Origin of the sequence: Rhodococcus sp. ARC_M5 (assembly GCF_022810405.1) — a bacterium.
In the GTDB taxonomy this organism is placed as follows: domain Bacteria; phylum Actinomycetota; class Actinomycetes; order Mycobacteriales; family Mycobacteriaceae; genus Rhodococcoides; species Rhodococcoides navarretei.
In genome coordinates, this window is record NZ_JALGQE010000014.1 from 50475 (window position 1) to 62809 (window position 12335).

General features: G+C 64.2%; 13 protein-coding genes. 5 read left to right on the forward strand and 8 right to left on the reverse strand.

Annotated elements, in window-relative coordinates:
• Window positions 1-41: 41 nt before the first annotated feature.
• Window positions 42-1016 carry an aldo/keto reductase gene (locus MTX34_RS19610; protein WP_243610521.1) on the reverse strand — a complete coding sequence of 325 codons (975 nt, stop codon included), beginning with the start codon at window positions 1014-1016 and terminating at the stop codon, window positions 42-44.
• 64 nt (window positions 1017-1080) lie between these two features.
• Between MTX34_RS19610 and MTX34_RS19615 the strand changes: the two genes are divergently transcribed.
• Entirely contained in the window at window positions 1081-1992 is a 912-nt protein-coding gene (locus MTX34_RS19615; RefSeq protein WP_243610522.1) for an aminotransferase class IV, read from the forward strand.
• Window positions 1993-1995: 3 nt separating this feature from the next.
• Here the strand turns inward: MTX34_RS19615 and MTX34_RS19620 are convergent, their stop codons facing one another.
• Both MTX34_RS19620 and MTX34_RS19625 read right to left on the reverse strand, forming a co-directional pair.
• Entirely contained in the window at window positions 1996-3144 is a 1149-nt protein-coding gene (locus MTX34_RS19620; RefSeq protein ID WP_243610523.1) for a serine hydrolase, read from the reverse strand.
• Between the two features lie 66 nt (window positions 3145-3210).
• A complete protein-coding gene (locus MTX34_RS19625) occupies window positions 3211-3783 on the reverse strand; it encodes a TetR/AcrR family transcriptional regulator (protein ID WP_243610524.1) in 573 nt (190 codons plus the stop codon).
• A gap of 105 nt (window positions 3784-3888) precedes the next feature.
• Between MTX34_RS19625 and MTX34_RS19630 the strand changes: the two genes are divergently transcribed.
• Window positions 3889-4728, forward strand: a complete 840-nt coding sequence (locus MTX34_RS19630) for an alpha/beta fold hydrolase (protein WP_243610525.1) — start codon at window positions 3889-3891, stop codon at window positions 4726-4728.
• A gap of 43 nt (window positions 4729-4771) precedes the next feature.
• Here MTX34_RS19630 and rraA read toward each other — a convergent pair whose 3' ends face one another.
• The gene (rraA, locus tag MTX34_RS19635) at window positions 4772-5251 is read right to left on the reverse strand and encodes a ribonuclease E activity regulator RraA (protein ID WP_094638506.1); all 480 of its coding nucleotides are present in this window, start codon (window positions 5249-5251) and stop codon (window positions 4772-4774) included.
• Window positions 5252-5275: 24 nt separating this feature from the next.
• On the reverse strand, window positions 5276-5659 hold the full coding sequence (locus MTX34_RS19640) for a DUF5313 family protein (protein ID WP_243595820.1): 384 nt from the start codon (window positions 5657-5659) through the stop codon (window positions 5276-5278).
• 106 nt (window positions 5660-5765) lie between these two features.
• Between MTX34_RS19640 and MTX34_RS19645 the strand changes: the two genes are divergently transcribed.
• A complete protein-coding gene (locus tag MTX34_RS19645; protein ID WP_243610526.1) occupies window positions 5766-6806 on the forward strand; it encodes an amidohydrolase family protein in 1041 nt (346 codons plus the stop codon).
• A gap of 71 nt (window positions 6807-6877) precedes the next feature.
• On the forward strand, window positions 6878-7123 hold the full coding sequence (locus MTX34_RS19650) for a WhiB family transcriptional regulator (RefSeq protein WP_279393523.1): 246 nt from the start codon (window positions 6878-6880) through the stop codon (window positions 7121-7123).
• Here MTX34_RS19650 and MTX34_RS19655 read toward each other — a convergent pair.
• Together MTX34_RS19655 and MTX34_RS19660 are read right to left on the reverse strand one after the other, a co-directional pair.
• A complete protein-coding gene (locus MTX34_RS19655; RefSeq protein ID WP_243610567.1) occupies window positions 7092-7844 on the reverse strand; it encodes a MerR family transcriptional regulator in 753 nt (250 codons plus the stop codon). The genes MTX34_RS19650 and MTX34_RS19655 overlap by 32 nt on opposite strands.
• 89 nt (window positions 7845-7933) lie before the next feature.
• Complete coding sequence (locus tag MTX34_RS19660; protein ID WP_243610527.1) at window positions 7934-9139, reverse strand: lipase family protein; 1206 nt, start codon at window positions 9137-9139, stop codon at window positions 7934-7936.
• Window positions 9140-9254: 115 nt separating this feature from the next.
• Here MTX34_RS19660 and MTX34_RS19665 point away from each other — a divergent pair, with 115 nt between their 5' ends.
• Entirely contained in the window at window positions 9255-10847 is a 1593-nt protein-coding gene (locus tag MTX34_RS19665; protein WP_279393524.1) for a succinic semialdehyde dehydrogenase, read from the forward strand.
• Between the two features lie 34 nt (window positions 10848-10881).
• Here the strand turns inward: MTX34_RS19665 and MTX34_RS19670 are convergent, their stop codons facing one another.
• On the reverse strand, window positions 10882-12276 hold the full coding sequence (locus MTX34_RS19670; RefSeq protein WP_243610529.1) for a PQQ-binding-like beta-propeller repeat protein: 1395 nt from the start codon (window positions 12274-12276) through the stop codon (window positions 10882-10884).
• Window positions 12277-12335 lie beyond the last annotated feature (59 nt).

Consider the following 12335-nt stretch of genomic DNA (forward strand, 5'->3'; position numbering starts at 1 on the left):
CGGCCAGTTGCCGATCCGAAGCGGGGTCGACGCAAACGATCTCAATAGCGGCCACCGGCGGGGGCAGGCAGGGCGTCGAGTGTGGCGAGGTTCTCGGCGCTCAACTTCAGAGACGCGGCACCCGCGTTCTCGTCGAGACGCGACGTACGTCGGGTGCCGGGAATCGGGACCACGTGCTCACCCTGCGCCAGAACCCAGGCCAAGGCCACCTGCGCCGGGGTCGCGCCGAGCTCGTCGGCGACGGCTGCGATGGCGTCGACGATCACGAGGTTCGCATCGAGATTGTCCTGGCTGAAGCGAGGCAATCGTGATCGGAAATCGTCTGCAGCGGGGGTAGTTCCGCGAAAGTTGCCGGTCAGGAAGCCGCGACCCAACGGTGAGAACGGAACGAATGCCGCACCGTTGTCCTGCGTCCACTTCAGCGATGTGGCGAGGTGATCGCGCGTCCACAGCGACAGCTCCGACTGCACCGCAGAAACAGGGTGCACCTGCTGGGCGCGATCGAGCTGCTCGACGCTGAACTCCGAGACGCCCAGTGCGCGAACCTTTCCGGCCTGCACGGCCTCGGCCATCGCGCCGATGCTGTCCTCCACGTCGACCTCGGGATCAGGCCGGTGCAGGTAGTACAGATCGATGTGGTCGACGCCCAGGCGGCGCAGCGAATCGTCGATCGCCGAACGTAGATGCTCCGGCTTGCCGTTGGGGCCCGAAATGACCGGCTCTCCGGCGTCACCGACGTGGGAGACGAGACCGCCCTTGGTCGCAAGGATCACCTCGTCGCGTCGGCTGCCGATTGCCTTGCCGACGACCTCCTCGTTGGTGAACGGTCCGTACACATCGGCCGTGTCGATGAAATTCACACCCAGGTCCAGGGCATGCCCGATGACGCGATCGGGGGTCTCCGTTCGATCGTCGGCCTTGTATGCCCAGGTCATTCCCATGCAGCCCAAGCCGATGGCACCCACCTCGGGGCCGTCGTTCCACAGGGTGCGGGTCAGTACTGTGCGTTCGCTCATGTACTCGACCATACGACGGTAAATGCGTTGTCGCTCGGACTCGCCGGGCGACTAGCATCGCCGCATGGCTCTTCCACACTCGAAGGTGTATTTCGGCGATCGCTTGGTGGACGCGCAGGAGGCGACGCTCGGGGTCGCAACCTCGGCCGTCCTGTATGGGCTCAGTGTCTACACCGTGTTCCCCGTGCAGGTGGACGGTGATCGGCGTACCGCGTTCCGCTTGCTCGATCACTATCGACGCCTCGTCGAGTCCTGCAAGATCATCGGCATCGACACTTTCGCGTCGGAGTGGACGTTCGATAGGTTCGTGCAGGCAACGCGCGACGTGATCGCCGCCAATGCTCCGACTGCTGAGGTCTACGTTCGCGCCACCGTCCACGTGGACGAGTCGATTCCCGGAACGCGGGTACGTGGTCTGCACACCACCGTCTCCATTTTCCTGTACGACGCGAATCCCATTGTCCCGCAGAATGGTATGCGGCTGAAGACGAGCGTGTGGCGTCGTATCCCCGACAATGCCATTCCCTCTCGTGCCAAGGTGAACGGAGCGTACGTCAATTCCGTTCTGGCGAAACAGGATGCGATCGACAGCGGCTTCGACGACTGCATCTTCCTCGACATCAACGGTCACGTCTGTGAACTCAGTGCCGCGAACATCTTTCTCGTCCGCAATGGAGTGCTGGTCACTCCCGATGTCACCAGCGATATTCTCGACGGCATCAATCGTCGGACCATTCTGACCCTGGCGCGCGAAGAAGGGCTGACCGTCCAGGAGCGCACCGTCGACCTCACCGAGCTGTACATCGCCGACGAGGTCTTCGTCTGCGGCACCTCGGCGGGAGTTGCCCCGGTGTACGAAATCGACGGTCGTGCAATAGGAACCAAGGAAACCGGCCCGGTGACGCTCACCCTACGAAAGCGTCACCAGGCCGCGCTCACCAGCGACGAAGTACACGGCTGGGTGAGCGAGCTGTAACCGCTACGCCGGGCAGGTCGAGGTGAGTCCGGCGATCAACGCTTCGGCGGCCGGCTGTTCGAGTGGATCGGCGGCCGGGTTCGCGCCGGCAGTGGTCCAGGCCAGCGAGACCTGTCGCTGTCCGTCCGGGCTGGAGAACGCATATGTGCGGTAGCCGAAGCCGTTGCCGCGGTTGCCGAACACGAGTTCAGCCGATCCCGGGTTGCAGGCGTCCCCGCCCAGCAGCAGGCCGAGTCCGTACGTGGATGGCGTCACGACCTGCATTTCGTCGATCAGGTTCTGCGGGATCAGCGTGCCGTCGAACAGCGCTCTGAAGAAGGTGTTCATGTCTGCCACGGTGGAGACCACGGCAGCCCCCGACGACCAGATACTGGCGTCGTACTCGGTGACGTCGGTGTAGTTTCCGTTCTCGACAACGTAGCCGTGCAGGGCATCGGCGTCGAGAGTGGAATCGGTGGGGTACGTCGAGTCGGTCATCTCCAGGGGATCGAAGATCCTGTCCTGCAACGACTGTCCGATGGACTTGCCGTCCAGGTCGGCGATGATCTGTCCGAGCAGGACGTAATTGGTGTTGGCATAGCTGAATTCCTGACCGGGCTCGCTCGCCCAGGGCATGGCCACCGCCCGGTCGATCAGTTCGTCGTCGGTGACGGCATCGGTTGCGCGTGCGGCGATCTGCTCGGCGGAATCGAATCCGGTGAAGTAGTCAGGAACGCCACTGGTGTGATCGAGTAGTTGGCGAACGGTCACCGGCCTGGGCAGCAAACCGGGAAGTAGCTCGTCGACCTGCTGATCGAGCTCGAGCTTCCCCTCGTCCACGAGCTGCAGCACCACTGCGGCAACCATTGCCTTGGTGACGCTGGCGATGCGGACCGGGTCGTCGGCGGAGGCAGGGTCGGTTCCATCGCGTTCGACCAGACCGGCCGCTCCCGACCAGGAATCCTCGCCGTCGCGCACCTGCGCAACAGCGGCGACGGACCCGGCGTCGACCATCGCGTCCAAGGCGGCCTGAACGTCGTCGGTCCTGATGCTCCCGCTCGAGGGCGTGGTGGTGGTCGGCTCGACGGCTGATGGCTCGTCAGATGATGTGCATCCGCTGACCAGCAGGGACGTCGAGACGGTGAGGGCGGCGAGGATTCGTAGCTTGCTCATGTCTTCGACGCTATCGCCGTCGAACGAAGTATTTCAGTGTCAAATGTCAGTAATTGCCGATGCTGGTCAGCGATCGACCTGCCCCGCACTCGAATCGAGCAGAACCTTCGCCGCAGCCTTTGCTGCAGTGGCAGATTCGGCCAGCTCTGTGATGGCCGCGGTGGTTTGAGCACCCTCGGCGAGCAGCGCGATCTGTAGCCCGACGGCCGGCGCGCAGCCGGCTTCTACGGCCAATCGGGTGACGTAGTCGATGAAGTTCTTCTTGTGCTGATGCGCGGCGTCGGCCACCTCGGGCATCGTGGCGCCCAGTTCGCCGAAGGAGTTGATGAAGGCACACCCGCGGAAGTCGTCCTCGCGAAACCAGTGGTCCAGGAAGTCGAAGATCGACAGAAGCTTGTCTCGGGGGGACTCGTGGGCGGCGGCCTCGGCATCGATGCCGTCGTTCCACTGCTGGGTGCGGCCACGAAGCACCTCGGCGACGATGGCGGTCTTCGACGGAAACAGTGAGTACATGCGCTTGAGGGAGATGCCTGCACTACTGCGAAGTTCGTCCATGCCGACAGCCTGAATGCCTCGCGCATAGAACAATTCGTCCGCGGCGTTCACCACCTGTGCCCGTCCGATTTCCGTACTGGTCATCGTCTACCCCTTGCCGAGAGAACCAACGTTCTCTACAGTAGTCCACACGCGGTGAGAACGACCGTTCTCCCGCGTCGGACTTCACTCACGAAGGAAGGCGACACCATGGCGTACATCAAGGTCGACACCGAGAACTCCACCCCCGTCGAGGTCTACTACGAGGATCACGGCACCGGTCAGCCGATCGTGCTCATCCACGGCTACCCACTCGACGGCAACTCCTGGGAACGTCAGTCGCGGGCGCTGCTCGACGCCGGCTACCGCGTCATCACCTACGACCGCCGCGGCTTCGGCCAGTCCAGCAAGCCCACCGTCGGCTACGACTACGACACCTTCGCCTCGGACCTGGACAAGGTACTGACCGAGCTGGACCTCAGTGATGTCGTTCTGGTCGGATTCTCGATGGGCACAGGCGAATTGGCTCGGTACGCCGCAAAATTCGGCACGGATCGCGTCGCGAAGTTCGCATTCCTCGCCTCGCTCGAACCGTTCCTGCTGCAGACCGACGACAATTCGACCGGCGTTCCACAGTCGGTGTTCGACGGCATCGAGACCGCTGCTCGGGAGGATCGCTTCGCCTGGTTCGAGAACTTCTACAAGGATTTCTACAACCTCGACGAGAACCTCGGCAGCCGTATCAGCGAGGCCACGGTGCGGGCGAACTTCGCCACTTCCGCAGCCAGTGCGCCGGTCGCGGCCTACGCCGTTGTGCCGACCTGGCTCGAGGACTTCCGCGGCGATGTCGCGAAGGTTCGTGAATCCGGCAAGCCCACGCTGATCCTGCACGGAACCGCGGACAACATCCTGCCGATCGATTCGACGGGCCGTCCGTTCCACGAGGCGTTCCCCGAGGCGACGTACGTCGAGGTCGAGGGCGCTCCCCACGGACTGCTGTGGACGCACTTCCAGGAAGTGAACGACGCGCTGCTCGCGTTCGTGAAGTAGTGAATCGGGGCGGCAGGCATCAGGCCTGCCGCCCCGACCGGCACTAGACCGCGACGACGCCGTCGTGGTCGCTGTACACGATCTCGCCCGGGTTGAACGTGACGCCGCCGAAGCTGACCGGCACGTTCTTCTCACCCGAGCCGGTTTGCGTGCTCTTGCGCGGGTTGGTTCCCAGGGCCTTGACGCCGATCTCGAGGGTGCGCAGAATCGCGGAGTCGCGCACCGCACCGTTGACGATGACACCCGCCCAGCCGTTGGTGACTCCGCGGCCCGCGATGATGTCGCCGACGAGGGCAGTGTGAACGCTGGCATCGCCGTCGACCACCAGCACACCACCGTTGCCGGGCTCGCTGAGAGTTTGCTTCACCAGCAGATTGTCCTGGAAGCAGCGGATGGTGGTGATGGGCCCCGCGAACTCGGTGTGCTTGCCGAACTGGATGAACTGGGTGTCGCAGCTGCGGATATCGGGACCGATCTCGTCGGCCAGATCAGCGGTTGCCTTGAATTCCACAGGTGACGTCATGCGCCACAGACTATCGTCCGAATATCAGCCGCGGCCGTGACGGCGTTCGTAGTCGTCGCGAGTGCGGTCGGCGCGGGTCTGCGCCTTGGCATTGATCAACTGCGGATCGAGGCCGTGAATCAACAAGCGATGTCGTCGATAAACATTCATCAGGGCGATCGCGAAGTAGACCAACGGGATGAACAGCAAGGCCATCATCGCCAGCGACATCCACAGCGGCCCCGGGATCAGCAGGAACAACAGCAGCAGCGGGATGACGGGCACGGTGAACCGCGCGAGGTAGCGGACCTGCGCGCCGTTACCCACCAGATCCTCACGAACCCAATCCTGCATGGACTCGGGCAGCGTGCGACCGAACGAATAGCCCAGAAACTGCAGCGGGGTGGGCGTCGTGCGTTCGGTGGTCATCGCGCAATGCTAGTCCCACAAGAGTTGGTACAAGTCACCGTTGACTGCGGATTCTCTCATATGTGACGATAGCGTCAGTTCAAGTCATGAGAGAAGGACGTGCACGGTGATCGATCGCAGGACCCTGCTCGGCGCGCTGGGTGCCGCGACGATCTCCGGGGTGGCCCTCTCGACGTTGCCGTCTGCGACAGCATCGGCAGCACCCGCTTCGGGCAACGGCGGGATTGTCGACGTCCACTCGCACATGGTTCCCGACTTCTATCTGAGAGAAGCCCTCGCGTCGGGCATCGTTTTTCCCGACGGCATGCCGAAGTGGCCGAGCTGGTCGGTGGGCGAACACCTGCAGATGATGGACGGCTGCGGTATCGACAACGCCGTGCTCTCCGTGTCCTCGCCCGGAGTCCATTTCGGCGACGACCGAAAGGCCGCCGATCTGGCCCGACGCGTCAACGATTTCGGGGCCGGAGTTGTCGAGGGGCAGTCACGCCTCGGATTCTTTGCGTCGCTGCCTCTTCCGAACGTCGTCGACTCGACGGTCGAGGCCGTTCGTGCACTCGATCAGCTCGGTGCCGACGGCGTCACGGTGATGTCGAACGCCGGTGGAATGTACCTGGGCAACGCCGTACTGACGCCACTGCTGGCCGCGCTGGACGCGCGATCGGCGGTCGTATTCGTTCATCCCACGTCGCCGCCGAATTCTGCAGCGGCGTCGCTCGGGCGACCGGCTCCGATGATCGAATTCCTTTTCGACACAGCGCGTACCGTCGTCGACCTGATTCTGTTGGGAGTCGTCGACAGGTTCCCGAACATCCGCTGGGTGTTCACTCACGGCGGTGGAGTTCTGCCACTACTGGCGGATCGGGTCGACTTCTTCCGAACGCAGGTCGGTCTGGGAACGCCGACGACACCGGATGTACTGCAGCGCTTGTGGTTCGACCTCGCCGGTACGCCGGTCCCGCGGCAGCTGCCCGCGCTGTTGTCCACCGTCGGACCCGATCGTCTGGTGTACGGCAGTGATTACTGCTTCACGCCGATCACCGGCGTGCAGGAGCAACTGCGATCCCTCGACGCCGGTGAAGCGAACGGTGGCCTCGAGAACTGGCGTGCGACCACATCCGGCAACGCCCGCCGACTGCTGAATCTCTGATCCGAAGGAAGCAGGCACTGACGATGAAAGCGCAAGCACTGCAACCGTTCTCAGAGTACTGGGATTGGCAGATGAATGCCGCCTGCCGCTCGATGCCGGTCTCGATGTTCTACCCGCCCCTGGGGCTGCGGGGATACTCGCTGAGAAACCTCGAGCGGCAGGCGAAGCTCGTGTGCGATGGATGCCCCGTGATCGCGCGCTGCCTGCAACACGCACTCGACTCGGATGAAAAGCACGGAGTCTGGGGTGGATCGACCCCACACGAGCGGTCCGCGATGGCGCGCGTCAACCCTGCCGAGCAGCGTTCGCGACGATGACGTCGCGAAGGTACTGCGCCAAGCCTGAGGCAATACCGTTGTAGTGCTTGGCAAATCGCTCGTCGGCGATGTACATCTCTGCCAGGTTCACCTGCATCTCGTAACCGCAGTCGTAGTACCGCTCGATCGATGCCCGATGACGCTCGGCCAGTGCCCCGGCCTCGGTGGAATCCGGCGAGACACCCCGCTGCATCGCGGCAGCGAGATCCGCTTCCAGTAGGTCGGCCTCCTTTTTGACGGCCTTCCAGTCGTCCTTGGTGAACGACGCCGTCCGCTGTTGCGACTGCTTCCACTCGTCGGTCTCGCCCCAGCGCTGCTCGGCTTCCTCGGCGTAGTCCTCGCCGGGCCAGTTGTCGCCGAAGATCTCTCGCTGCTCCTCGGGAGTCAGTTGCATACCCATCTTTTTCGCCTCCATCATCTTGTCCACGGCCGCAGCCATTGCGTGCAAGTGATCGATCCGCTCGTTCAGAAGGTCCCGTTGCCGACGTAGATGAGCCAACGCGTCGACCGCTGGATCGTCGAGCAACGCTGCAATGACCTCGAGCGGAAACCCGAGTTCGCGGTAGGTCAATACCTGATGCAGCCGTTCGACATCGGCGGACGAGTACGTCCGATAGCCCTTCGGCGTTCTGCCCGACGGCACCACCAACGAGATCTCGTCGTAGTGATGCAGCGTTCTCACGCTGACACCCACCAACTTCGAGACCGCGCCGACCTGCATGCCGACCTGGACGTCGACCGAACTGTTCGCGGACGAATCACTCACGAAGGACACTGTGCTGCCTCCCGTGGCGTGAGGGTCAAGCGCTCTTATCGAACCACGCGTTCGCATCCCGAGGTGGATTCTCCGGCGAGCCGTTGCGCGAGCCAATCGTATGCGCCGGGACGACCGTTGGTCTGCGCCAGCGAATGATCCCCGGGGACCAATTCGAGGCGAACCGACGCTCCCGCAGCGCACCACTGGTCCTGCACGGCCTCGGCGCCTTCCTTGGGAATGAGGAAGTCCTGCAGGCCCTGGTAGATGTACACCGGCGCGTCGGGCTTCGTCTGGCCCATGCGGTTCTCCTCGACGACGGCCGTGGTGATCGGATGCGCGAAGACATCAGGAACGTTGGAGAGGTTTCGCTGGTCCAACATCAACAGTCCCGAATACGACAACACATCGACGCACTGATCCTTCTGCGCCAAAGCCAGTCGTTTCCCGTTGTCGTTGGCGAGCTCCCGCATCTCCGGGTACTCCCGGGACAACCCGATCGTCGCCGCAGTGAACAGGCCCGATCCGATCTGACCGTTCAACGAGGTCTGCAGAATCTTGTAGTCGGTGGGCGGACCGCCGAACGCGACGCCTGCGATGTTCAGCTCGGGCGCGTACTCCGGGGCCAACTGCGCGGCCCAACCGGAGGCGATGGCACCGCCGGAGTAGCCGGTGATACCGATCGGCGCATCCGCGCTCACGCCCGCGCTCTGGGAGGCACGGAGGCCGTCGAGCACGGTGTGTCCGGAGACGAGACCGGCCGAATAGGCCTGCCGCGGGCCCTGGTAGTCGGTGACGACCACCGTGTAGCCGCGGTCGAGCAGAATTCGAACCTGGTCGATTTCCTTGTTGTTGCCCCGCGGCAACGTGTAGGACGGCGCGCACTGATTTCCGAGCGAATCCGTCGCCTCGTTGTACGCGATGACGGGACGATCTCCGGCTCCGGTCCACGGCGCGGTGGGCGTCAGTACCGTCGTCGCCGCTGCGATGGGCCGGTTCTTGGAGTCGGTGGAGCGGAACAGCAACTGCACGGACGACGCCTCGGGCGTGACCGCGACGTCGCGACGGTTCAGTACAGAGCCGGGCTGCTGGTTCTCGTACCCGGCAGGCGGATCGAACCATGGATCACCGAGTGAGGTGGGGAGATACGCATCCGGATCGCTCGGCGGAGCGATGAAATCCTGCAGTGGATCGGCCTGGGCCGATCCTGCGAACGACAGCATCAATGCTGCGGCTCCGGCCAGAACGAATGCCTTGCGCATGTATTTCCCACCCTGTAGCTCCGTACGCCCCGACGTCCGGTAGACCACTGACCATCGTGCCACAGGATTCGGGAATTTCGGCCCTGTGAAGTGAGCCGAAGACCAGGTAGGTTGTCTGTTACTCAGAACACTACTCACCAGTAGGGACACGTCCATGCCAGCACCGTCCGCCTCGACCTTCTCTCGGCTCGCCGATCTCATCGCCATCCCAGACGCCGAATCGCGGCCGACGAAGACCATCACCGAGGTGTTCACCGGTAAGGAACTGGCGACCATCCCGGTCGGCACCGCCGCCGACGCGACGGCTGCGATCGCGCGCGTTCGCGCAGCTCAGGTGGCCTGGGCCAAGCGCCCCGTGTCCGAGCGCGCCGAGATCTTCCACCGCTACCGTGACCTGGTGCTCGCCCATCGCGACGAGCTGATGGACATGGCGCAGGCCGAGACCGGCAAGTCCCGCGCCGCTGCCCTCGAGGAAGTCCTCGACATCTCGATGACCTCGCGGCACTACGCGCGCACCGCCGCGAAGCTGCTGGCTCCGAAGAAGGTCACCGGCATGCTGCCGGTGCTGACCAAGACTCGGGTCCGCTATCAGCCGAAGGGCGTCGTCGGGATCATCTCCCCGTGGAACTACCCGATGACCCTCGCGGTATCCGACGCCATTCCGGCTCTGTTGGCAGGCAACGGCGTTGTGCTCAAGCCCGACAGCCAGACGCCGTACTGCGCCCTGGCCTGCGTCGAACTGCTCTACAAGGCCGGTCTGCCCCGCGACCTGTTCGCCGTGGTGCCCGGCCCGGGTTCGGTGGTGGGAACCGCCATCGTCGAGAACACCGAATACGTCATGTTCACCGGCTCCACCGCTACCGGTCAGCTCCTGGCCGAGCAGGCCGGCCGTCGACTCATCGGATTCTCCGCGGAACTCGGCGGCAAGAACGCGATGATCGTCGCCAAGGGTGCCAACCTGCGTGAGGTGTCCGACGCGGCCGTCCGAGCTTGCTTCTCCAACTCCGGCCAACTCTGCATCTCCATCGAACGTATCTATGTCGAGAAGTCGATCGCCGCGGAGTTCACCGAGAAGTTCGGTGAACGGGTGCGCAAGATGACTCTCGGAGCCGACTACGAGTTCGGCATCGAGATGGGCAGCCTCATTTCCGAGGACCAGATCAAGACCGTCTCGACCCACGTCGACGACGCCAAGGTCAAGGGCGCGACCGTGATCGCGGGCGGCAAGGCTCGCCCCGACATCGGCCCACTGTTCTACGAGCCGACCTTGCTGGCGAATGTCACCGAGGACATGGAGTGCGCGGCAACCGAAACCTTCGGGCCGCTGGTGTCGATCTACCCCGTCGTCGATGTCGACGAGGCCATCGAGAAGGCCAACGACACCGAGTACGGACTCAACGCGAGTGTGTGGGCCAAGACCAAGTCGCAGGGCGAAGCCATTGCGGCGCGGCTGCATTCGGGCACCGTCAACGTCGACGAGGGCTACGCGCCGACGTGGGGAACCACCGGCGCACCGATGGGCGGCATGGGAGTGTCCGGCATGGGGCGCAGGCACGGTACCGAGGGCCTGCTCAAGTACACCGAGTCGCAGACCATCGCGACGACGCGGTTGCTCAATCTCGGTGGGCCGCGGGGACTTCCGCCGAAGCTGTGGGCCAAGATCATGCCGCCCTTCGTCAAGGCGCTGAAGTACATCCCGGGCCGGTAGTACAGCCCCGGTATCGGGGGCGACGAGGGACGGTCTAGGTCGCGCGTAGGACCGAGATGCTCAGGGCCCTGGTGTAGATCGAGTCGGTGTCGACTCGATCGAACATCGGCCACGACTGTCGATCGATTCCCTCGTCGTCGAACGTCGCCACGGGGATGTCCCACACGGTCGATCCGGTTCTGACGTCGATTCCGCGCAGTACTTCCGGTCCGAACAGTGTGGCGACGTCACCGTCGAGCGCACCGACCTCGGCGAACCGCCCCGACTCTCGGCTCCACAGCGTGGTCCCGGTGTCGAGGTCGATCGCCCACTCGGTGGCGGTGTCGTTGTTGCGCAGCAGTGCCACCGAATCGGTGACCGCGTAGGCGAGGCCGTTGGTGGCCAGGAACGTCGCGGCGGGGCCGGCGACGTCCGGCGCAACAGTCCAGACGAGGCTGTCGTCGGTCCACACAGGATCGGGATTCGACGGTCGATAGCCGCCCGTCCCGAGCAGCAACGGGGTCCCCTCGGAGGGTGCGTCGAACGTCGGCTGCTGCAGGGTCACGGAATCCGTTGCCGCGAGCACGGTTCCGTCGGTGTCGACGATCTCCGAACCCGTGACCGCTTTGGGATCCGAGCAGTCCGTTCGGACCACCCGCACTGTGCCGTCGCGCGCGGCAGTGCCCGAGCGTGCACAGCTCGGAGTTGTTCTGGACCACAGGTTCTCGCCGGTGTCGAGGTCGAAGGCGAACACTCCCCGGTCGTCGTCGTACAGCCCGATTCCGTGCGCGGTGTGCAGGGTGGAAGCAAAGTGCATGCTCGACGAGGTCGCGGAATCGAACTGCACCGACCAGTCTGCATCGAGGTCATCAGCAGTACCTCGCGATACCGTCGCCCGGTCACCCTCGTCCACCGCACGCGAGGTGTACACGTGGCCGTCCGAGGTGGTCAGATTCGTGATGGGGAACGCTGCGTCCCGCGTGGTCGGTTCTCCGGATTCTGCGTCGACGGTGAGGATTTGGGACCTCGTGCCGGCGTTGCCGCGATAGCAGACGATCCGACCGTCGACGAATTCCTCACCGCAGCCGATGATGTCCTCCGCAGGGGTGCGCCATCGCACCGCGCCGTCGGCGATGTCCAATCCCACCAGGGTGGCGTCGGCGATGTCCCGGCCGTCGAGACGGCCGACGAGCGTGACGACCGTCGAGCCGTCGGAGATGGAACCGGATTCCGTCGAGTCGGTGGCACTGCCCTGGACGGGATCGCGAAATTGACCACCGTCGATCCCCACATCCGAGGGAGTCAGAGTCCAACCGAGGCCGGGAGCAGATCCTGTTGCACCGTCGACGGGGGTGCCGGCCGTGGGCTGCTGCTGCTCGGTTGTGCACGACGCGCAGACGAGCGCTGATACCAGGACCGCGACGGCGGAGATCCGGAGGCCGCGTGTCATGAAAGATTCTCCCGCCTGTGCAGAACCGACATGGTGGTCTGTCCGTTCTGGCGAGCATA